Origin of the sequence: Haladaptatus sp. T7 (assembly GCF_026008575.1) — an archaeon.
Taxonomy (GTDB): Archaea; Halobacteriota; Halobacteria; order Halobacteriales; family Haladaptataceae; genus Haladaptatus; species Haladaptatus paucihalophilus.
On sequence record NZ_BROP01000003.1, the window covers coordinates 174,792 to 196,391 of the forward strand.

The 21,600-nt window shown below is 63.5% G+C and carries 22 protein-coding genes; 7 read left to right on the forward strand and 15 right to left on the reverse strand.

The genetic code is table 11. The features are described 5' to 3' along the window. The first annotated feature begins 17 nt into the window (after window positions 1-17). Window positions 18-812, forward strand: a complete 795-nt coding sequence (locus tag OPC11_RS10080) for a 2-amino-3,7-dideoxy-D-threo-hept-6-ulosonate synthase (RefSeq protein WP_007979502.1) — start codon at window positions 18-20, stop codon at window positions 810-812. Here OPC11_RS10080 and OPC11_RS10085 read toward each other — a convergent pair whose 3' ends face one another. Next, window positions 813-1,484: an HAD family hydrolase gene (locus OPC11_RS10085; protein ID WP_264781795.1), complete on the reverse strand. Its 672-nt coding sequence runs from the start codon at window positions 1,482-1,484 to the stop codon at window positions 813-815. It abuts the gene before it with no gap. Window positions 1,485-1,730: 246 nt separating this feature from the next. Here OPC11_RS10085 and OPC11_RS10090 point away from each other — a divergent pair, with 246 nt between their 5' ends. Beyond that, window positions 1,731-2,900, forward strand: a complete 1,170-nt coding sequence (locus OPC11_RS10090) for a 3-dehydroquinate synthase II (protein ID WP_007979506.1) — start codon at window positions 1,731-1,733, stop codon at window positions 2,898-2,900. Here the strand turns inward: OPC11_RS10090 and OPC11_RS10095 are convergent. The 4 genes from OPC11_RS10095 to OPC11_RS10110 form a co-directional block, all read right to left on the reverse strand. Next, the gene (locus OPC11_RS10095; RefSeq protein ID WP_007979508.1) at window positions 2,887-3,303 is read right to left on the reverse strand and encodes a zinc ribbon domain-containing protein; all 417 of its coding nucleotides are present in this window, start codon (window positions 3,301-3,303) and stop codon (window positions 2,887-2,889) included. The genes OPC11_RS10090 and OPC11_RS10095 overlap by 14 nt on opposite strands. Window positions 3,304-3,375: 72 nt before the next feature. Further along, window positions 3,376-4,050 carry a type I 3-dehydroquinate dehydratase gene (locus OPC11_RS10100; RefSeq protein ID WP_007979510.1) on the reverse strand — a complete coding sequence of 225 codons (675 nt, stop codon included), beginning with the start codon at window positions 4,048-4,050 and terminating at the stop codon, window positions 3,376-3,378. Window positions 4,051-4,080: 30 nt separating this feature from the next. Beyond that, window positions 4,081-5,109, reverse strand: coding sequence for a site-specific DNA-methyltransferase (locus tag OPC11_RS10105; RefSeq protein WP_264781796.1), 1,029 nt, complete (start codon window positions 5,107-5,109; stop codon window positions 4,081-4,083). A gap of 55 nt (window positions 5,110-5,164) precedes the next feature. Next, window positions 5,165-6,127 carry a transcription initiation factor IIB gene (locus OPC11_RS10110; RefSeq protein ID WP_007979514.1) on the reverse strand — a complete coding sequence of 321 codons (963 nt, stop codon included), beginning with the start codon at window positions 6,125-6,127 and terminating at the stop codon, window positions 5,165-5,167. A 254-nt stretch (window positions 6,128-6,381) separates the two neighbouring features. Between OPC11_RS10110 and OPC11_RS10115 the strand changes: the two genes are divergently transcribed. After that, window positions 6,382-7,131: a helical backbone metal receptor gene (locus tag OPC11_RS10115; protein ID WP_264781797.1), complete on the forward strand. Its 750-nt coding sequence runs from the start codon at window positions 6,382-6,384 to the stop codon at window positions 7,129-7,131. A 34-nt stretch (window positions 7,132-7,165) separates the two neighbouring features. Then, complete coding sequence (yjjX, locus tag OPC11_RS10120) at window positions 7,166-7,702, forward strand: inosine/xanthosine triphosphatase (protein ID WP_007979519.1); 537 nt, start codon at window positions 7,166-7,168, stop codon at window positions 7,700-7,702. On the opposite strand, the gene OPC11_RS10125 is transcribed toward yjjX, so the two are convergent. Next, window positions 7,688-9,508 carry a flippase-like domain-containing protein gene (locus OPC11_RS10125; protein WP_018128935.1) on the reverse strand — a complete coding sequence of 607 codons (1,821 nt, stop codon included), beginning with the start codon at window positions 9,506-9,508 and terminating at the stop codon, window positions 7,688-7,690. The genes yjjX and OPC11_RS10125 overlap by 15 nt on opposite strands. Window positions 9,509-9,726: 218 nt before the next feature. Between OPC11_RS10125 and OPC11_RS10130 the strand changes: the two genes are divergently transcribed. Further along, entirely contained in the window at window positions 9,727-9,966 is a 240-nt protein-coding gene (locus tag OPC11_RS10130; protein ID WP_007979522.1) for a hypothetical protein, read from the forward strand. A gap of 204 nt (window positions 9,967-10,170) precedes the next feature. Here OPC11_RS10130 and OPC11_RS10135 read toward each other — a convergent pair whose 3' ends face one another. The 5 genes from OPC11_RS10135 to pyk form a co-directional block, all read right to left on the reverse strand. After that, the gene (locus OPC11_RS10135; RefSeq protein WP_007979526.1) at window positions 10,171-10,785 is read right to left on the reverse strand and encodes a MarR family transcriptional regulator; all 615 of its coding nucleotides are present in this window, start codon (window positions 10,783-10,785) and stop codon (window positions 10,171-10,173) included. Window positions 10,786-10,887: 102 nt separating this feature from the next. Continuing rightward, entirely contained in the window at window positions 10,888-12,072 is a 1,185-nt protein-coding gene (locus OPC11_RS10140) for an SPFH domain-containing protein (protein WP_026177849.1), read from the reverse strand. 81 nt (window positions 12,073-12,153) lie between these two features. Beyond that, complete coding sequence (locus OPC11_RS10145; RefSeq protein WP_007979531.1) at window positions 12,154-12,687, reverse strand: NfeD family protein; 534 nt, start codon at window positions 12,685-12,687, stop codon at window positions 12,154-12,156. Window positions 12,688-12,725: 38 nt separating this feature from the next. After that, window positions 12,726-12,908, reverse strand: coding sequence for a hypothetical protein (locus tag OPC11_RS10150; protein ID WP_007979533.1), 183 nt, complete (start codon window positions 12,906-12,908; stop codon window positions 12,726-12,728). A gap of 35 nt (window positions 12,909-12,943) precedes the next feature. Then, on the reverse strand, window positions 12,944-14,692 hold the full coding sequence (pyk, locus tag OPC11_RS10155; RefSeq protein ID WP_007979534.1) for a pyruvate kinase: 1,749 nt from the start codon (window positions 14,690-14,692) through the stop codon (window positions 12,944-12,946). A gap of 115 nt (window positions 14,693-14,807) precedes the next feature. Here pyk and OPC11_RS10160 point away from each other — a divergent pair, with 115 nt between their 5' ends. Then, complete coding sequence (locus OPC11_RS10160) at window positions 14,808-15,092, forward strand: GYD domain-containing protein (protein ID WP_007979536.1); 285 nt, start codon at window positions 14,808-14,810, stop codon at window positions 15,090-15,092. Window positions 15,093-15,099: 7 nt separating this feature from the next. Here OPC11_RS10160 and metG read toward each other — a convergent pair whose 3' ends face one another. Both metG and OPC11_RS10170 read right to left on the reverse strand, forming a co-directional pair. After that, window positions 15,100-17,178, reverse strand: coding sequence for a methionine--tRNA ligase (gene metG / locus OPC11_RS10165; protein ID WP_007979538.1), 2,079 nt, complete (start codon window positions 17,176-17,178; stop codon window positions 15,100-15,102). Between the two features lie 851 nt (window positions 17,179-18,029). After that, window positions 18,030-18,587, reverse strand: coding sequence for a VTT domain-containing protein (locus OPC11_RS10170; RefSeq protein ID WP_232423837.1), 558 nt, complete (start codon window positions 18,585-18,587; stop codon window positions 18,030-18,032). A 160-nt stretch (window positions 18,588-18,747) separates the two neighbouring features. Here OPC11_RS10170 and OPC11_RS10175 point away from each other — a divergent pair, with 160 nt between their 5' ends. Beyond that, the gene (locus OPC11_RS10175; protein ID WP_306421014.1) at window positions 18,748-19,275 is read left to right on the forward strand and encodes an HVO_2922 family protein; all 528 of its coding nucleotides are present in this window, start codon (window positions 18,748-18,750) and stop codon (window positions 19,273-19,275) included. 10 nt (window positions 19,276-19,285) lie between these two features. Here the strand turns inward: OPC11_RS10175 and mfnA are convergent, their stop codons facing one another. Further along, the gene (gene mfnA, locus OPC11_RS10180) at window positions 19,286-20,344 is read right to left on the reverse strand and encodes a tyrosine decarboxylase MfnA (RefSeq protein WP_264781799.1); all 1,059 of its coding nucleotides are present in this window, start codon (window positions 20,342-20,344) and stop codon (window positions 19,286-19,288) included. A 51-nt stretch (window positions 20,345-20,395) separates the two neighbouring features. Further along, a complete protein-coding gene (locus OPC11_RS10185; RefSeq protein WP_264781800.1) occupies window positions 20,396-21,517 on the reverse strand; it encodes a hypothetical protein in 1,122 nt (373 codons plus the stop codon). Between the last annotated feature and the right edge of the window lie 83 nt (window positions 21,518-21,600).

Consider the following 21,600-nt stretch of genomic DNA (forward strand, 5'->3'; position numbering starts at 1 on the left):
CTACAGAGTCACATACAATGGATACAGGAATCACAGCGCGCCTCGACCGAATCGGGCGTGACGGACGCTACGTCATCGTCCCGATGGACCACGGAATCACACTCGGCGCGGTACGGGGTCTGAAGGACATCGAATCGACAATCGACGCGGTAACGCGAGGGGGTGCCGACGCCGTTCTCACGCAGAAGGGAATCGCACCGCGCGTCCATCCGAACAAGAACGACGCGGGCTACATCGTCCACCTGAACGCCTCCACGACCATCGGCCCGGACTCGAATGATAAACGAATGACCGGGACGGTACAGGAGGCTATCGCGGCGGGTGCCGACGCCGTTTCGCTCCATCTCAACGTCGGCAGCAACTACGAACCCAAACAGATCACGGACCTCGCGGAAGTCTGCGACACGGCGAGCAAGTTCGGAATTCCCGTCCTCGCCATGTCCTATGCACGCGGCCCGGGAATCGACGAACACGACGCGGAAAGCCTCGGCCACGCGGTGCGGTTGGCGGAGGAACTCGGTGCCGACGTGGTGAAGACGGCCTACAGCGGCGACGCCGAGAGCTTCGAGCACGTGGTCGAATCGACGCGCCTCCCCGTCGTCATCGCGGGCGGTGCACCCGAGGGCGACAAGGCGACCCTCGAAGCGGTCCGCGGCGCGATGGACGCTGGCGGTGCGGGCGTCTCCATCGGCCGGTCGGTCTTCCAGCACGACGACCCGGAGGCCATCGCACGCGCAGTGACCAGCGTCGTTCACGACGACCTGTCCGCCGAGGACGCGCTGGACGAGGCGGGGCTGTCGGTCGAAGCCTGATTATAGCAGTTCGGGAAACTCCGCGAGCGACGTGAGCGTGTGCGTCGGTTCGTGGGGTGATTCTATCCGTCGGTTTTCGTGGGGAACCCACACGGAGTCGATGCCGAGCGCGTTCGCACCGGCGACGTCCGCCCGCAACGAGTCGCCCACGTGGAGCGCGTCGTCCGGTGCCACGCCGAGGTCGGTCAGCGCCTTCTCGAACGGGGCCGCGTCGGGTTTCGGCGGGACGCCGTTTCGCGGGTCCACGAAGACGAGCGTATCGAACGCGTCGGCGATGCCGAGCGCGTCCAGTTTGACGGTCTGTGTCGCCTCGTCCCCGTTCGTCACGAGTCCGACGTTCGTCTCGCTGGCGGCCGCCAACGCGTCCTCGGCACCGGGTCGGAACGAAACCGCCGAGTGATCGACACACTCCTCGTACGCGGCGGCGAGCGCCGACGCGTGATGGTCCTCGACGCCCGCCTCGCGGGCCGCGGCGGCGAAACAGAGTTCGTAGAACTCGTGCGACGTTTCCGCGGTCGGGATGTCGTCCACCGCCTCGATAATGTCGGCGACCGTACAGTACTGTTCGACGGACGCGCGGTCGAACGCGTCCGTGAGGACCGCCTCCTCGTCTTGCTCGGAGACACACAGCGTCGAATCGAGGTCGAAGAGAACGGCATCGAGAGCAGTCATTCGTTAGTGGTGTTCGATAGTGTGATAAAAAGATGTCGAGTGGTGAGCGATGGGGGAGACGAGCGATGGAGTGGGGCGAGCGATGGAGTGACGAATGATGGAGTGGGACGAGCGATGGGTTCCCGCCGATGGCCGTCGATTCGGACGGTCCAACTGTGGTCGTCGTCAGCTGCAAATTCGATAGCGGGGAGCAGAGAAGTTGCGGATTCCGCCACGTTCAAGCCGTGGGGCTACGAGCGATTCAGCATGACACGCTCCGTATGGTTGAAGGCCGACGCCTCCGTCGGCGACTGGGACACCCGTCGCAAACGAATCACGGCCGGGTTGGAAGCCGGTGTGGACTGGATTTTGGTGGACGACGGCGACGTCGAGCGCGTTCGAGAACTCGGCGAAGTGAACGTCGCGGCGTTTCGCTCCGAGGGCGACGTGCACGTCTTCGACGCCGAGGACGACGAGCGCAACCGGGCCGACGCTCGAATCGTCGGGAAGGACGGCGAGGGCGACGGGACGGTCGACCTCCCCTCGGATTTCTCCGGCTCCGCCGACCTCTCGACGCTCCGCCGGGAGGACGAAGCCGAGGGTGCCTACGTGAGAATCCTGAGCGAGGAGTACGAAGCGTTCGCCGAGGCAGCGGCCCAGGAAGCCGACTACACAATCGTCGTCGGCGAGGACTGGACCATCATCCCGCTCGAAAACCTCATCGCCCGAATCGGCGAGGAGACGGACCTCGTGGCGGGCGTCACGAACGCCGAAGAGGCCCGAACCGCGTTCGAGACGCTGGAACTCGGCGCGGACGCCGTTCTGCTCGACAGCGATAACCCGGACGAGATTCGGTCGACGGTGGAAGTGCGCGACGCCGCCGAGCGCGAAACGCTGGACTTGGAGTGGGGCGAAGTTCTCACCATCGAACAGACCGGCAGCGCGGACCGCGTGTGCGTCGATACCGGGTCGCTGATGGAACACGACGAGGGCATGCTCGTCGGGTCGATGTCGCGCGGCCTCTTTTTCGTCCACGCCGAGACGGCGGAGTCGCCCTACGTCGCGTCGCGGCCGTTCCGAGTGAACGCCGGGGCGGTTCACGCCTACGTCCGCACCCCCGGCGGCGGGACGAAATACCTCGCGGAACTCCAGAGCGGCGACGAGGTGCAAGTGGTCGATACCGACGGCAAGACCCGCGAAGCGGTGGTCGGTCGGGTGAAAATCGAGAAGCGACCCATGTTCCGCCTCGAAGTCGAGACGGCGGACGGCGATCGCGTGGAGACGCTGCTCCAGAACGCGGAGACCATCAAAGTCGCCACGCCCGACGGACGGAAGGCCGTGACGGACATCGAAGTCGGCGACGAAGTAAAACTGTTCCTGGAGGGAGGCGCGCGACACTTCGGCGAGAGCGTCGAAGAGAGTATTATTGAGCAGTAGCGTCGGCGTCGAGCGGCGACGTACACCACTGACAGAAGTCGAGGTCGGCGTCCACTTTTCGTCCGCAGTTCGGACAGCGCCTCGTCCCGTCGGCAGCCTCTTGGACGGCGCGATTGTTACGAATCGCCGACCAGTAGGCGTCGAGGATGTTACACAGCGAGACGAACAGGACCGGGAGGGTCTGTTGTATGTCGATGTTTTCGCTCGCCTGCATGTAGCCGGACCAGCCGCCGTTCTGGACCGCCTGTATCATCTCCGGCGGGATGAACAGATAAGCGGTGAGGAACGCGAACCCGAACCAGAGGAACGCGCGAAGCCACTCCCGGAGATAGAGATGGCCCGCTCCGGGGTAAACGAACGCGAACAGGGCCGCGAGCCACGGGCGCTTTTTGTTCCGTGTCACTAGTCGTTGATAGCTGGTCGAGCGTGTTAAACCCTTCCGATGCGGCGTTTTGACGGGAATTCGCCGAGGCAGTCAGTTACCGCGCAGTTCGTCGACGAGTTGCGAGAGCGTCGCCAAGTCGTACTGACCGGGGGCGGTCGCATCCGCCAGTTCGAGGGGCGCGTAGCCGATTTTCGACCCGTACAGCGGAACGACGGCCCGCGAGTGACGACCGACTTCGCCCATCGCTATCGTCGCGACGGTTTGCCCGCGCTCCGTGAGGAGGTTCGTGACGCGGAACAGGTCGAGCACGTCGGATTCGGACTGGGCGGTGACGGCGAGTTTGCCCACGTCGGCGTGGTCGGTACAGTTTTCGAGCAGTTCGCGCATCCGTCGCTGCGACGGCGTTTCCTCGAAATCATGAACCGAGGCGATCACGAGTACGTCGTTGTTCCGCGCGTGCTCGGCGAGGTCCCGTCCGGGGGCCGTAAACAGCGTCTCCAGTTCGAGGTCGATAGCGTCCACCGCCGGGTGGTCGGTCGCTTCGCGGAGTGCATCGAGGCGCTCGTCGCCGGTCGCTTCGCCACCTTCCCACTCGGCGCGATTCGTGGCGATGACTGGCAGTTCGCCGTCGTAGGCGGACAGCATCGAAAGCGGGTCGTCCGCGAGGTCCATCCGGAACTCGACGATATCGGCGTGTTCACGGGCGCGGGGTTCGTCGCCGAGGTCGGCCGTGCTCACAGCGAGCGAAAAGGAATCGACGTCCATATCCGCGACTTCGACCCGCCGAATAAAAGATTACTCGGAATAGGGTTCGTGAGTGACGAAGAATCCGGTTTCGTCCCGCTCCACGTCGCTCACGGCGTACAACCGGATGTCGCGCTCTTGGGCCGTCTTGACGGCGAAATCGTAGTACGTAGCGTCGTACTTGAGGTCGCCGCCGTGGTCGCCGACGAACGCCCGATGGTCGTCGAGTCGCCGAGAGATGACGCTTCGGGAGAGTTCCGGCGTGGTTTCGGCCCGCTCCGCGAACAGTTCGACGAAATCGGGTTCGAGTTCGTACCCCACCGAGTTTCGACCCGCGACCATCGCGGCGAGCGAGGTCGTTCCCGTCCCCCAAAACGGGTCGAGAACGGTGTCGCCGTAGACGGAGAACATCGAAATGAGCCGATACGGCAGTTCGAAGGGAAACGCCGCCGAGCGCTTGCGGAGGTCGCCGTGGTCGAGCAGTTGCTCCTCGCCGCGAACGTCCGTCCAGAGGTCGGAAAACCACTCGTTTCGCTCCTCCCAGAAGTACGCGGACTCGTAGCGATGGTCGACGCCCGGTTCGAACGCGCGGGTGTCGCCGTTCCGGAAGACGAGGAGGTATTCGTGTTCGAGCGCGGCGTAGGCGTTCGGCGGGAGCATCCCCGACCCCATGAACTTCGTCAGGCGGTTCGAGGGTTTGCGCCAGAGAATGTCGGGAAGGGACTTCAGACCGCGCTCCCGGAGATCACGGAGAACGTGGGCGTGGTTCGGAAACGACTGAAACGTCCCGTCCACCTTTCGGGTGGCGTCGCCGACGTTTATCACCGCAATGCCGCCGGGTTTCAGCACGCGGACGAGTTCGGCCCAAACGGCGTCGAGTTCGTCGTGCATCAACTCGAACGCCGTATCACCGTCGCCCGCCGAAAGCGCCGCCTCGATTTCGGGGTTCGCGTCGGCGAAGAGGTCGTCCCACATCTCTATCATCGGATAGGGGGGAGAAGTGACAACGAGGTCTATCGAATCGTCGGGAAGCGAGGTATCGCGCGCGTCACCGACGTGAATCTCGTGCTCGGTTTCCATTGCGGTAGCTTTCTGAAGCTATCGGCGCAAGATAAAAACCTCTTTTCAAACGCGTCTACAGCGCGACGGTTCCTTCCTCGGCTTCGAGCAGTTCGTGATATCGGTTGCGAATCGTGACCTCGCTGATGTCGGCCACGTCGCTGACCTCGGCCTGCGTCGTCTTCTCGTTGGTCAGGAGCGCGGCGGCGTAGACGGCGGCCGCGGCGAGTCCAACCGGCGATTTGCCGCTGTGGACGCCCTGTTCTTTCGCGTTACGGAGGAGTTCGCGGGCGCGGTGTTCGGCTTCGTCGGAGAGTTCGAGCCCGGACGCGAATCGCGGGACGTAGCTCTCGGGGTCGGCAGGTTTGACTTCGAGGCTGAGTTCGCGCACGACGTAGCGGTAGGTTCGCGCCACTTCGCTTTTATCGACGCGGCTGACCTCGGTGATTTCGTCCAAACTGCGCGGGACGCCGGCCTGGCGCGCGGCGGCGTAGACACAGGATGTCGAGACGCCCTCGATGGAGCGCCCCGGCAGGAGGTCCTCGTTCAGCGCGCGGCGGTAGATGACGCTGGCCATCTCGCGCACGTTGTCCGGGAGGCCGAGCGCGCTGGCCATCCGGTCGATTTCGCCGAGCGCCTGCTTGAGGTTCCGTTCCTTGCTGTCGCGGGTGCGGAAGCGCTCGTTCCACTTGCGGAGGCGCTGCATCTTTTCGCGCTGGCGGGAACCGAGCGAGTTGCCGTAGGCGTCCTTGTTCCGCCAGTCGATGTTGGTCGATAGCCCCTTGTCGTGCATCGTGTTCGTCGTCGGCGCGCCGACGCGGGACTTCTCGTTTTTCTCCTTCGCGTCGAAGGCTCGCCATTCCGGGCCGCGGTCCACGTTGTCCACTTCGACGACCAGACCGCAGTCCTCGCAGATGGTTTCGCCGTGACCGGAGTCGGCGATGAGCTTACCGCTACATTCGGGGCAGCTCCGTCCCTTCTGCCCGCTTTTCTCTACTTCTGTTTCTTCGCTTCTCGTTCGGATAGTCGTGTTTTGCATGTGCAATACCTCCTCGGTGGGAGAGCGCGTCAGCTACCGGGCAGGAGAATCCTGAAAAACCCGGGCACCGCTAGTCTTAACACGTCGTTAGGACGAAAGGTACTTAAACGATTCGTTTTTCGGCCGTGTTGAGTTCGTGAAACACTCACACACGCCGTGAAATAGCCGTCCAGCGTCAGGCCAGCGAAATATTTAAGAATAGGTTTCGACGAGGTAACGAAACGTTTACTCGCTCCCGACCGAACCGCGGGGTGATGGTTTCGAACCGCGTCGTCTCCCTCGCGCCGAGCGTCACCGAAATCTGTCGGGCGCTCGATGCAACGGACCGACTCGTCGGCGTTACCCACCACTGCCGATCCGACGTTCCCGCGGTCGGCGGGTGGCTGAATCCGGATTTCGATGCGGTCGAGGCGCGCGACCCCGACCTCGTTCTCACGACCGACGCGTTACAGGCTGGCGTGCGCGACGACCTCCGGGACCGCGGGCACCGCGTCGTCCACGTCGAACCGGAAACGCTCCCCGAAGTCGTCGAATCGTTCGCCACGGTGGGGCGCGCCATCGGGAAACCGACCGCGGGGCGCGCCCTCGCGCGGCGCGCTCGGAATCGAATCGAGCGGGTTCGCCGACAGGTCGCCGACGAACGACGGCCGGTCGTCTACTGCGAGGAGTGGTCCGACCCGCCGACCGCGGCCGGAAACTGGGTTCCCGATGCGGTTCGGGCCGCTGGCGGCGAGTACCCGTTCGTGCCGTCGGGCGAGCGCTCCCACCGAGTCGATTCGGACGCCATCGAGGACGCGGAACCGGAACACGTCTTCCTCCACGTGTGCGGGCGAGGCGAACGAAGCGACCCCGAAACCGTGCTGTGCCGCGACTGGGACGTTCCCGCACTCGAAACGAGAGGCGTCCACGTTCTCGACGACTCCCTGTTGAATCAGCCGAGTCCGCGACTCATCGACGGCATCGAGACGATGGCGCGAACGCTCCACCCGGACGTGGTGGAGTAGCAACGTCCAAGTACGGACGGAAAGGAAAGCCACCATGCACGTCGGCGTTGGCAGTGGAAATCCGGTGAAGGTAGCCGCGGTGGAGTCCGCCCTCGGCGGACGACTCGGCGCGCGGGTCGAATCCGTCCCCGTCGAGTCGGGCGTCGCGGAACAACCGTTCGGCGAAGCGGAGACGATAGCGGGCGCGGAGAACCGCGCTCGGCGCGTCAGGGAGTCGGGTGACGGATACGAACTGGGCGTCGGACTGGAGGGCGGCGTCGCCGAGGTCCCCGGAACCGGCGGCCTCTATCTCATCATGTGGGCCGCCGTGACCGACGGTGAGACGATGGGGCGCGGCGCGGGGCCGCGGCTTCGACTCCCGGAACCCGTCGCCCGTCGAATCCGGGACGGGGAGGAACTCGGCCCCGTGATGGACGACGTTCTGGGGGAAGACGACGTGGCGAAAAAGCAGGGCGCGGCGGGCGCGCTCACGGACGGAATCATCGACCGGCAAGAAGCGTTAGAACAGGCGGTCGCCGGGGCGCTCGCCCCGTTCGTCACCGATTTCTATACGTCGTCAGTCGTCGAGTGAAGCGGGTTCCTCGACGGACACGTCGCGCCCCTCCTCGACCGCTTGGGTCAACGAGACGTTGAGCGAGAACATCGACCCGACGCCGCCGACGAGCGTGACGATGTTCTTCACCGCGTGGTCGAGGATGGCCGCACCGAGGGCCACTTCCCACGAAATCGGCGTCAGACCCGCGACGAAGACCGTGAACGCGGCCTCGTACAGGCCGACACCGCCGGGCGAGAGCGGGAGCACCTTGGCGAGGTTGCCGACGCTCACCGCGAAGAAGCCGATGGCGACCAACGTGACGGGGTTGAGCGACACCTTCGGGAACGCCGTCAGGACGAGGATGGCCGTCAGCACGTCGAGCGACCAGATGGCGAGGCTGCTCGCGCCGACGCGGGCGAAGGCCGTCCGGTCGCTCGCCACGGTCTGCACGTCTCCGGTGAACCGCTCGACGATGCCCGCGATGTGATTCGCGTAGGAGTCCGAACTGATCTTCGTCACGAACGAGCGGACGAAGTTGCTGTCGGAGCGGGCGCTGGCCACGATGATGCCGACCGCCGCGATGGCGGCGACGCCGACACCCGCCGCGACGTAGACCGCGGTTCGTGCGGCCTCGGCGTGCTGTGCGCCGGTGACGGCCTGCACGATGTCGGCCGCCTGTCCCGTCACGGTCAGCCCGATGAGGACGACCCCGGCGAGGACGGTTATCGTCAGCAGGTCGAAGACCCGCTCGACCGCGAGCGATGCGAAGCCGGACGGGTACGGGATGTTGCGGCGGGCCTTCATCACGTAGGCGCGCACGCCGTCACCGAGTCGGGCGGGGAACACGAGGTTCCCGGTCTGGCTGATGAATATCGCGCCCGTGAGGAACCCGACGCTTTCCGTGAAGCCGAGTTCTTCGAGGATGTTCTTGTACCGCGCACCGCGAAGCGGCCACGAAAAGACGTAAATCAAGGCCGCGACACCGACGAGCGCGAGGTTCGCGCTCTCCATCTGGGTGAGGACTTTCCCCAGCGGGAGGTATTTCCCCATCAGCACGACGGCGATGATGGTCAACAGGACGCCGACGGCCATGGAGACGCTCCGGGTGATACGCGGTTCGACGGAGAACTCCCACCAGCAGCGACCGATTTGGCTCCCCATCCCGAACACGTCCCGAACGAGGTCCACCTTCGTGTCGCCCTTCGGCGTCCAGTCCACCGAGAACTCCTTGATTTCGTATCCCTTGCGCTGTGCGCGAACGAGGACTTCCGTGTCCCAGAACCAGTGTTTGTCCTCGACGTCGGCCAGCACGTCGAGCAGGGCGGTCCGGTCGAACGCTTTGAACCCGCACTGGTGGTCCCGCAGGTCGGAACGCAGGAACAGTCGTGTCAGACCGTTGAATCCGCGACTCGCAATGTCACGTTTCGCTGGACGGTCGGCGACGTTTTCGGGCATCCAACGCGACCCCGTGGCGAAGTCGTACTCGCCGGAGCGAACGCTCTCGACCAACTCCTCCAAGTGTCGCATGTCCGTCGCCAAGTCCGTATCGAAGTAGACCAGCGTCTCCCCGTTCGCGGACTCGAACGCCCGATTCAGTGCTCCCCCACGACCTAGCCGTTCGTCGCTGTGAAAGTGGCGGACGCGCTCGTCTTGCTCCGCCATTCGGTCCGCGATTTCCGGCGTCCGGTCGTCACAGCCATCTTCAGCAACGATTACCTCGAAGCTATTTGGAGGGAGAAACGATTCCAATGTGTCGAGAGTCGTCTCGACGGTGTTCTCTATCGTCGCCTCCTCGTTGTACGACGGAAGGACGACACTCACCTCTACAGAACCACCGCTCATTATGAAACTGTCTCACCCTCGCACCGTAAGTAGCTTCTGGGCCATGACTGTCAGGATTGCACGTGCGAACCCGCCTACAACCGAGCGTTAACCAACCGTACCAACCACCCCCACGGGAGGAATTATATTCACAAGGATTGAAGAGGAAATCACAAGACGGCGTTGCGTTAACCACTCGTACCAAACCCACTAAGGTCGTATCCTCCCACTATAGGAGTATGAGCACCACCACTGCTGGCACGACCACGCTTACTGACAAACAACAGCGTATCCTCCGGTACCTTCGTGAAAACGGGACGACAAAAACGTACTTCAAATCGCGGCTCATCGGCGACGAACTCGGACTCACCGCGAAGGAAGTCGGCACGAACATGACCGCCATCGCGGAAGGAAACTTCGACGTCGAAGTCGAGAAGTGGGGGTACTCCTCCTCGACGACGTGGAAAGTCAGCGCCTGAGCGAGAACGCGTCGCCCCAGTGGGTTTCATCGCCGATATCGTCGGGACTGTCATCCATCCGTTTCGTCGAACCTGCTTTTATCGGCACGATTTTACCGGCATCGATACGGTCGTCTAACCGGTTCTTCGTCACGTCTCGAACCGGTCAACTCGAACCAATCAAACGGACGGAGATGTTCGAGAGTCGAACGGAAACGCCGGATTTCACGGGTCGAACGAGATCAGATTCGCCGCCTCGCCCGCGAACTGTTCCGCGTTCGCGTCGAAGGAGTCAGCGTACCGAACGAGCAAAGTGATGAGCGTCTCCGGGTGACGAACGGCGTACCCGTCTTCACGCGAGAGCAGTCCCTTCTCGTCCAAATCGGCGGCGTACTTGCTCACCGTGGGCCGCGAAACGTCGAGGGCGGCCGCGAGGTCGCCGCCGGTGGCGTCGGGGGTGCGGAGGAGTTCTATCAGCATGCCCCGCGGGGTGTCGCGCCGGAGGTAACTCAACGCGACCTGCTCGAACGCGGAGAACTTTCCGGCGGGGAAAAACCGCCTGTAATCGCCGTCCCGGTGACTCTCGACGACGCCGAGTTCGACGAGCTGTCGCAAGTGATGTTGCGTTTCGCCGGTTCCGAGTTGGAGGTCGTCGCGTACCTTCGAAAAGTGTGCGCCCGGTGTCGTCGTGACGTAGCCCGCAATCGCGTCGCGGGCTTCGCTTCGCTCGCCGCTGTGATTCCCATCAGCGAGCTTCGTCAATGGCGTTGCCGCTCCCAAAACCGCGAAACGGCGGAGCGTCGCACGCTTATTTTCATCGACGTTCCCGGGCTGAACCATCTACACATCCGTACAACTGGGGAACGTAAAACAGCTTCGCTTGACAGACAGTTACAATGACCGAACGGTCGGACCGAAAACGAGTCGGACGGTGGAGGACTGTTATTCGACTTCGGTTTCGAGTTCGCTTTCGGACTCCGAGTCGGGCGATTCTGCTTGGTCGGACTTCATCTCGGCGTCCATCTCCGAGATAACTTCGTCGGCGCTCTTGATGTTCGCCTTGTCTTCGCCTTCCTTGATGGCCTGTGCTTCCTTTTCCATCGCTTCGACGTCCATCTCGGCTTCCTCGTCTATCTGGCCGAGGATTTCGTCGATGTCATCGAGTCCGAGTAGTTCGCGGGTCTCGGAATCGAAGTCGAGGCTTTCCAAGTCCTGCTTGCCGTCGATGGCGACGTCGCTGCCGGTGAGGTGCTTGCCGTAGCGGCCGACGAGCGAGGAGAGCTCCTGCGGCAGGACGAACGTCGTGGACTCGCCCTCGCCGATGGCTTGGAGCGTCTCCATCCCCTTCTCGATGACGGCGCGTTCGCCCATCGATTCGGCGGATTTCGCGCGAAGCACGGTGGAAACTGCGTCACCCTGCGCTTCGAGAATCTGGCTCTGTTTCTCACCTTGCGCGCGGATGATGTTGGACTGCTTGTCACCCTCCGCTTTCTCGATGGCGCTCCGTCGTTCACCTTGCGCTTCGAGAATCATGGCGCGGCGCTTCCGTTCGGCGCTGGTCTGTTGCTCCATCGCCTGCTGGACGTCCTTGGACGGGTTGACTTCACGGACTTCGACGCTCTCGACGCGAATTCCCCACTCGTCCGTGGGTTCGTCGAGTTCGCGGCGGATTTTCGCGTTGATCTCCTGGCGCTTGTTGAGCGTGTCGTCGAGTTCCATGTCACCGAGAACGGCACGGAGCGTCGTCTGGGCGAGGTTCGAGACGGCGCGTTTGTAATCCTCGACTTCGAGGAACGCCTTCTTCGCGTCCATCACCTTGATGTAGACCACGGCGTCGGCGGTCACGGGCGAGTTGTCGCGCGTGATGGCTTCCTGGCGCGGCACGTCGAGCGTCTGTGTCCGCATATCGAAGCGATAGGTTTTGCTAACGAACGGCGGAACGAAGTTGATACCCGGTTCGAGGAGTTTGCGGTACTCACCGAAGACGGTCAGCGCTCGCTTCTCCGTCGCTTGAACGATTTCGACTGCCTGCCAGATGGTGACGACGGCGAGCAGTAACAACAGCAGTGCGACTATCATAAAGCCCCCAGTCATGGGAGCGCTCTGCAGGGGTATTGTGGGCAGCATTACGTTCGGATGTTGGGAGAGATACTTGTTAAGTATTCTGCTACTTTATCCCATATTATTCGACACGAAAGGAGTCGATAATTACAATTCTTCCGTCTCCTTCTCCTTGCCGGCTCGCTCGCGTGCGAGTTCGCGGTCGATGGCGTCCTCGATGAAATCGATGGGTTCGACCTTGACGACGTTACCGCCGCCGGGGTCGATGACCATCACTTCCGTCCCCTCGGGGATTTCACCGTCCATCGACCGAGCGGCGAAGTAGGGGTTGAAGCCGCCGCTTTCCAGTTTCACCTGTCCGCCCGAGCGCGTAACGCGTTCGGTGACGTGACCGGTCGTTCCTTTCAGCGAATCGGAGTCCTTCGTTCGACCGGAGCCTTTGCCACCGTACAGGTCGAGGTTCCGATAGCCGTAGAACGCGAGCGCGCCGAACGCGAGAACGAGGAACGAGAGCACGAACGGCTGGGCGAGCGGCGGAAAGAGGAGGGCGAGCAATCCGGCGAGGAGGAGGGCGATACCGACCACGATAAAGTGTGCACCGGGGATGAGCGCCTCCGCGAACGCGAGCCCTGCACCCGCGATGACGAGTAAAAGCGCAAGCGAATCGAAGGGCGATGCCATGGGTGGGCCTTGGTGTCGAACGATTAAGGGTTTGTGGGTTAGGCGACGCCGGTGACGTGGAGAAACATGAAGACGACAGTCAGAACACCGAGCAGCACGAACAGCACGTTCTCTGCCGAAGGGGACCCCGGTTCGAGAGGTTCGCTCTCGGCGAAAACGTCGGGAGATGCATCGTCGGCATCCTCACCAACATCGTCCACGTCGTACTTCCAGTCGGACATACGTCAGGATACGGGTCCGGTGACCAAAAGGCTGGCTACGAGCGGTCGTACGAGCGAACGTCGCCGTCGTACACGACGCCGCGTTCCGCATCGAGGGTGATCTCGTCGCCGTCGCTGACGGTCGGGCCGAGCGGCGCGCCGCTTATCATCGGGATCTCCAGTTCGCGCGCGATCAACGCCGGATAGCCGGTCATCCCCGGACGGGAATCCACGATACCGGCGAGGCGTGAGGTATCGCCGGTGAACTCGCCGTCGAAATCCGGTTCGAGGACGAGGATGCCCCCCGACGGAACCTCCGAGAGGTCGCCGGTCGAAGACCGCACCGCCGGTCCCACGGTTTGCCCGCGAACCACGCTCCGCCCCGTCGCGATGGTTTCCGCGGCGACGTGCACCTTCAACATGTTCGCCGTGTCCGAACCGTCCAGTTCGCTCATCATACCCGAGAGGACGACGACCGTGTCACCGCTTTCCGCGACACCGGCGTCGAGCGCGGCCTGCACGCCGTCCTCCACGATGGTTTCGACGCTGTGGCCGAGGTCGGTGTACTGGGCGTTGACGCCCCACGAGAGGGCGAGTTTCCGTCGAACCCTGTCGTTCGGCGTCGTCGCCACGACCGGCACGCCGGGGCGGAACTTCGCCACCTTCAGCGCGGTGTACCCGGATTCGCTGGCGGCGACCACCGCGCTCGCGCCGATGTCGCGGGCGAGGTAGCGGGCCGAGCGAGCGATGGCGTCGGTGCGCGTGTCGTCGCTCATCGGGACGCGCTGTTCGAGCGTCTCGTCGTACTCATCGCTCTCCTCGACCTCACGGACGATGCGGTCCATCGTCTCCACGACGCGAACCGGATGGTCGCCGATGGCCGTCTCACCGGAGAGCATCACGGCGTCGGTCCCGTCGAGGACGGCGTTCGCCACGTCGGACGCCTCCGCCCTCGTCGGCCGTCGGGAGTGGACCATCGAGTCCAACATCTCCGTCGCGGTGATAACCGGAACTCCGGCCTGCTGGCACGTCCTGATGATGCGCTTTTGAATCATCGGCACGTCCTCCATCGGACACTCGACGCCGAGGTCGCCGCGGGCGACCATCACGCCGTAGGCCGCGTCCACGATTTCGTCCAGGTTATCGACCGCGCCGCGCCGCTCGATTTTGGCGATGATGGGGATGTCGGCACCGAACTCCTCCAGTACCTTGCTGACCTCGTACACGTCGTCGGCGTCGCGGACGAAACTCGCGGCGACGAAATCGGCACCCTTCTCGGCCGCGAGACGGAGGTCCTGCCGGTCCTTCTCGGTGACGACGCTGAGACCCAGTTCGACGCCGGGGACGTTGACACCCTTGCGACTGCTCAACTCGCCGCCGCTCACGACGTGCGCGACGACGGCGTCGTCCTCGACTTCCTCGACCTCCGTCTCGATTCGACCGTCGTCCAAAAGAACGGCGTCGCCGGGTTCGGCGTTCGAGATAGAAACGGAGAGGCCGACCTCCTCCGGCGTCGCGTCGTCGCCCTCCACGAACCGGACGGTCGAACCGGTTTCGAGGGTGATGGGCTCGTCCACTTCCGCGGTTCGGATTTCCGGCCCTTGCATGTCGAGCATGGCCGAAAGCGGGTTTTCGGTCGCCTCGTCGACGCGGCGAATCGTGTCGATGAGTTCGGCTCGGTCCTCGCGCGAGCCGTGGCTCGCGTTCACCCGCGCGACGGTCATACCGGCGTTTGCGAGTTCTCGAACCGTGCTCCGGGAATCGGACGCGGGTCCGAGGGTACAGACGATTTTCGCGTTTCTCATGCGCGATGATTGGTGCGTGCCCCCAAAAAAACCCTACAGTTAACTCGCGGCCGAGTTCAAACGGTGACACGTCCGGCCACAACCGATATTTGTGTTGCCTCCAAAGCGGGAAAATATGTCGACGTACGCCTCGCTCGTCACCGTCGAACGGGACTACCAGAACGTACAGGAACTCGCGTCGATTTGGGGGGACGTCCGAAACGAACTGGAAACACACAGCGCGACGCTCGAATCGACGTACGCAATCCTCGGGGAGTACGATTTCCTCCTCGTCATCGATGCCGAGGACCGGGACGCCGCGTATCAAGCGTCGCTGTGCATCGAACGCTACGGCCTCGACATGCAGACGATGGAAATAATTCCGATGGAGGACTTCGCAACGCTCGTAGACGACCTCTGAACCGCGACTACTTGATTTTCGTGCCCGGTTCGGCGTCGGCGTGGGTCGTCAACAGGTCGGCCTCCTCGCCCGCCGCCAGCACCATGCCGTTGCTCTCGACGCCGAACAGTTCGGCCTTTTCGAGGTTGGCGACGACGACGATTTTCTTCCCTTCGAGGTCCTCCACGTCGTGGAGTTGTTTGAGACCGGCGACTATCTGCCGGGTTTCGGGGCCGATATCGACTTCGAGTCGAAGGAGGGCGTCGGCACCCTCTATCGGTTCCGCCGACTCGATGCGGCCGACGCGGAGGTCGAGGTCTTGGAATTCGTCGAAGCTGATTCGGTCGTCCGAGATGGGTTTGTGGTCACTCACGGTTTCGTCCTCGTGTTCGTCGTCGGCTTCGTCCTCGTCCGACGTAGCCGCTTCGATGCGTTCGTCGAGCGTTTCGTTCAATTCCTCGACGCGCTCGTCTTCGATTTGGGCGAACAGTTCGTCGGGTTCGCCGAAGTCGCCGCGCGGCGCGGCGAGCGCGTCCGCGACGACGGTCTCGTGCACCGAGCCGTCCTCTCCGAGTTGCGCCCAGAGGGTTTCGGCTTTACCGGGGAGAATCGGCTCGAAGAGCACGGCGAGCGCCTTCGACAGCTGCACGCAGTCGTAAATGACCTGTTCGGCCCGTTCGGGGTCCTCGTCGGTCAGTTTCCACGGTTCGTTGCGCTGGATGTACTCGTTGCCGAACGCGGCGAGCGCGGTCGCGGCGTCGCCGAGGTCCTTGATGGAGTAGTCGTTGACCGCCGCGGTGAACTCGTCTATCGCGTCTTCAATTCGCTCGCGCACCTCGTCGCTCGTCTCGGCGTCCGGCGCGCCGTCGTAGTTCCGCGCCGCGAACAGCAGGCTCCGGTAGACGAAGTTGCCGACCGTGCCGACGAGTTCGCCGTTGACGCGCTCCTGGAAGCGGTCCCACGAGAAGTCCACGTCCTGCTGGAAGCCGCCGTTGGTGGCGAGATAGTAGCGCAGGAGGTCCGGGGCGAAGCCCTCGTCCAGATAGTCGTCGGCCCAGACGGCGCGGTTGCGACTCGTCGAGAAGCCCTTGCCGTTCAGGTTGACGAAGCCGCTCGCCATGACGGCTCGAGGTTCGTTGTACTCGGCGACGTGGAGCATCGCGGGCCAGAAGACGGTGTGGTGCTGGATGATATCGCGGCCGATGATGTGGACGATTTCGCCCGCGTCCTTCCACGGTTCCTCCCAGTCGTAGGTGTCCGCACCCACGCGCTCGGTGTACTGCTTCGTGCTGGCGATGTACTCGATAGGTGCATCGACCCAGACGTAGAGCACGAGGTCTTCGGACGCTTCATCTCCCTCATCACCAGGATAATCGATGCCCCAGTCCATGTCGCGGGAGATACACCAGTCCTGTAGTTCGCCCTCTATCCACTCGCGGGGCTGGTTCTTCGCGTTGCTCGTCCCTTCGAGGCGGTCGATGAACCCCTGCAGGTACTCCTGTAGCTCCGAGACGCGGAAGAACTTGTGCGTCCGCTCGCGGTACTCCGCCGGGTTGCCGGTGCGGATGCTTGTCGGGTCCTCGATTTCGCCGGGTTCGAGGTGGCGACCACAGCCCTCGTCGCACTCGTCGCCGCGGGCGTGGGCACCGCAGTACGGGCAGGTCCCCTCGACGTAGCGGTCCGGAAGCGGGTCGTCCTCGATGGGGTCCCACGCGACTTTGATCTCCTTCTCGTAGATGTAGCCCTCTTCGTCGAGTTTGCGGACGATTTCCTGGGTGAGTTCCGTGTTCGTCTCGTCGTCGGTATGACCGTAGTTGTCGAACTCGATGTCGAACTTGGGGAACGTCGCTTCGTACTTGTCGTGGTGGCGAAGCGCGAACTCGCGGGGCGAGACGCCCTCCTTCTCGGCGTTGACGGCGACCGGCGTGCCGTGCATGTCCGACCCCGAAACGAACGCGGTCTGCTGGCCGAGCGTTTCGAGCGCGCGCGAGTAGACGTCGCCGCCGACGTAGGTTCGGAGGTGGCCGATGTGCAACTCCCCGTTCGCGTAGGGCAGTCCGCACGTCACCACCGCGGGTTCCTCGGTGGGATAGTCGTCGTGACTCATGCTATCGACTCCGTTTCTGTGGGTGTAAAAACCGCCGATTTCTCCGTCTGCCGTCGCTTCCGTCTCTCCTGTCCCGTCCGTCGATCCTGATTTCGTCTCGTCATGCGTGATGTGCTGTCTTCGATGGTTGGTGGGTGTCGTTCGTGTAGCGGTCGCTCTCCGAATATTCCAAACGGACGGGTTTCACCCCGGATACCGACCGACGACCGGCCCAGAAGGATTCACCCGACGCTACTGCTGCCCGCGCATAGGCATCCGAGTGAGGTGGACCGTCCGGCACATACCGTGCGATAGGTCCGTGACAGTATATAAACGCTCGCCCGCCGGAAGGAGGATAGAACCATCGGTTTCAGAAATCCGAGTTATCCACGGTACCGCGCGCGCTGGCGGGGAGACGAAGACAGCAAGGTTTCAAAGAAACCTCGCAAGCGAGCGGCACCGCCGCGAGCCATCGTCTGAGTCGCCCCATTGAAGCGTTCGAGGTCTTCGTGAGTGACAACGGAACGAACGAATGGCTCGTCAGAGCAACGCTCTGACGGTGGATGAGCGGAACGATGTTCTCGTGAGTGCAACGAACGAGAGCACGGAAGAGCGTGCTCTTCCGGCGTGGAAAGGCCAGAATATCCCGCACAGCGGTCACATGAACGGACGTGAATGTGACCACGGAAGTCGCACGCCCGCGAACGAAGTGAGCAGGAACGTTTTCCGACGACCGCGACCGGACGGGGGCTTTCGAGGGCTGCTTCGCTGTTGCTCCACTCGGAGCATCCTCTCAGGTAAACTCATTTCGTAGCGAGCGGACGAGAACGTCGGAGAAACGACGGTATCGACGCCGACCCGTCGGGTCCACTTCAGAGCGACAGGACGCCAGCACCGACGAGCGTCACCAACACCAGTCGGCCGACGCTCCCGGCGAACGACGCCAGCGCGAACTTCACGTAATCCGTTTCGAGAATCGAAAACGCGTAGATGGAGATGGTATCGGGGAAGCCGGGGACGCACAGCGCCCCTGCCAGTCCGAGGTACCCCCACTTCTGAGCGAGACCGACCGTCTTTCGCTCCGACCACTCCACGATGTCGATTTTCGAGCCGCGGAGCGCGCGGATGACGGGACCGGACTGTTTCGCCTCCTGACCGATGTGGAAGGCGAAGACGCTCCCCGCGGCCTTGCCGAGACCGCTGAGAAGGATGATGAGCGAAATTCGTCCGAGTTTGCCGACCCCGAGGTCGAGCGGGGCGAGGAGGACGACCTCGCTGGGGAGAGGAAGAAGGAACGAGATGAGGAACGAGTAGATGGCAATAAGTACGAGACCGAACCAACCCGTCGCGTGTTCGACGGCATCCGTCAACCCCCCAAGGGATCCGAGAACGACGCCGTTCGTGGCGACATCGACGACCGAAGCGAGGATATCGAGCACAGGAGTAGGTCCGCAATCGACCGATGTAAAGGTTGAGATTGGACCCCGAAACGTGCTACCAGATAGCAAACAGACTGATGCCGACCCGTGACGAACCGAGGGTGTGAACTCGGACAGAGAATACCGCGTCACGGTGCATCCGACGCTGCAAATGCGGGTGGCGTACACGGACGACGGCTCGGCGGTGACGGCGACGGTCGAGTACCGACGCGACGGGGAATGGGAGGAGTCGGCCGGAACGGTCGAACTCCGCGGGCGGGAAATCGCCGTCACCCGCGACGGCGAATCGGTGCTGGAGAAACGCCTCAGCGCGGAGTTGATAGAGGAGTACGGGTCGGCGGTCGCTGGGTTCGTCGGCCGATTGGCGAACAGGGGCGGCGTGGGGAAATCGACGACGAGAGAGACGGGCACCGAGCCCGATTCGTGGCCCGTCGCGGTGACGCAGGAGGACGGGGGCGTCGTGGAGGCGCTCCGCCCGCCAGCGCAGGCGACGTTCGAAGTGTACGAGGACCACGGCGGCGAGTGGCGCTGGCGACTCGTACACCGAAACGGGAACATCATCGCCGACGGCGGCGAGGGATACTCGTCGAAACAAGCCGCGAAGAAAGGGATACAGAGCGTCAAACGAAACGCGCTCGGCGCGCCGGTGGAAGAGTCGGAGCGGCCAGCCGAGTCGTAACCGACGACGATTACGCGCGAATGGCGTCCAAATCCGCGACGAACTCCTCCAGCATCGTGCGGGTGACGTGGGGCATACAGACGATTCGGAGTTCTCCCGAGCCGGTCGGCGAGACGCGCCAGCCGCGCTCCTGCAGGGCTTCGACCGTCTCGCGCGGGACGTCGATCGCGACCAACGGGAGCACCGGGTCGACCACATCGTAGCCCCGCGAGTCGAAGGCGTCCGCTATCCACTCCGCGTTCGCCTGTGAGCGTTCGAACTGCTCGCGGTAGCCGTCACGCCAGAGCGCGTCCATCGCGGCCCACGCGCTGGCGACGCCCGCGCCGCTTCGCGTTCCGGTCAAGGTTGCTTGGGATGTCGATTCGAGATACGGTGTTTCGACGGCCAGCGCGTCCAGGACGCGCTTTTCGCGGGTCAGAAAGCCACCGGCCGGGACCGCCGCCTGCCCCATCTTGTGCGGGTCGATACCCATCGTGTCCACGGCCGCGTGCTCGAAGTTCCACTCGTAGTCGGTGAAGGGAAGGACGAAACCGCCCCACGCGGCGTCGACGTGGAGCAGTGCTCCCGCATCGTGGGCGATGTCCGCCACGGCAGGAATCGGGTCTACGCGCCCGTATTCGGTCGTTCCCGCGATGCCGACCACGAGAACGGTGTCGTCGTCCACCAGTTCGGCCATCACGTCCGGGTCGGCACGGCGGTCGTCCGCAACCGCCGCGAGTCGGAGTTCGACGCCGAGCACGTCCGCCGCCTTCTGAAAACTGAAGTGGGCGCTCTCGGGCGCGACGACGTTGGGGTCGTCCGTCGCCGCGAGGTTACGCGCCGCTCGAACCGCTTGGATGTTCGCCTCCGTGCCGCCGCTCGCGACGTAGCCGTGCGGATTCGAAAGCCCGGTGATATCACCGAGCAGTGATACGGCCTCATCCTCCAACGCCGAGACGGAGGGGTACGTCGTCGGGTCGCCCGGATTCGACGCCAAGAATCGTTCGGCGGCGTCGCGCGCCGCCGGATGCGGTTCGGTACACATCGAGGAAAGTACCCGGCGGAACGATTGGCTCGCGGCCACCTGCATACCCCAGAATTCGACGCAACCCGTTTATTGGTTCCGTTACGCGACGACTCGCTACGGCGCGCTCGACTCGTCGTACCCGACGGAAAAGCCGCTCGACTGGACGATGACGTCGGACGCGGTGACGATGGTCAGCGAATAACTGCCCTCGAACCGCGTGCCAGCGTCACGACCTGGGTCGGTCCGGGTCAGCATCGGGTCGCCGCCGTCGCTCGGGAAGTAAAAGTACGCCGTCTCGCCGGGTTCGAGCGCGTGCTCGAACGTCGCCGCGTACGTCGTTCCATTGTGGCCGAGTTCGATGCTCGAACCGGCCGGAAGCGCGTCGCCGCTGCGGTGTTCGATTTCGAGACGACCGGAGTCAGTCGTGGTCCGAAGGTCGGCGCGAACCGCCCGCCCCGCCTCGTCGGTCCACTCGGGACGGTCGATGGCGTCCGAGCGCGCCGCGAGGAGTTCGAAGTCGATGGACCGGGTTCGCCCATCGGTTTCGATGGACCGATGGAAGCGGTGAACGCGACCGGCCGAATCCACGACCAGCGTGGCGTCGTAATCGGTGACGTTCTCGAAGCCGCCGTTCCCGGAGAATCGGTCGGCGTGAAGCGTGATTCGGGTTCCGTCATCGACACTCGCTACGTGGTCGATGGCGAACTCGCCGGAGTGGAGTATCGACCGAATCGTGTTCGATTTCGCCACGCCGCGTTCTTCTCGCGGACGGATTCGGTACCGCGTCCCCTCCTCGCTCGTGCCGCGCGAAATCACGGTGGAGTCGTTCTTCCACACCGCGCTCCGATAGTGGAAATTACCGGTCATGTTCAACCGCGTGAACACGGTGGACAGCCCCGCGGTGGCGCGGCCGTGCTGGACGGCGACTGTGGTATTGCCGTCCGCGCGGGACGTTTGGCGGGCCTCGAACCGAAAGCCGGTTTCGCGCAGGGCGGATTCGTGCGCCGAAACCAGCGCGTCCACGTCCGAAATCCCGTCGGTCGTGACGCCCGGCGGGAGGTCAGCGTTCGCCGGGGAAATCGTCGTAGTCGCCGTTCCGGTCGTGGTCGTCGTTCCGGTCGCCGCGTATGTCGCGTTCCGTCCGTCCGTCGTCCCGGAACCGGCGGGACCACCGAGACAGCCTGCAACGAGAACCATCGCGGTGAGGAGGGCGGTTCCGAGCGGTTTCCAATTCATCTCCCGATACAATTCTTCAGTTTGATATATAAAATTTCAGGAACGACGTCGGAGTAGGATGACTGGTTCACGGTCGGCACCGA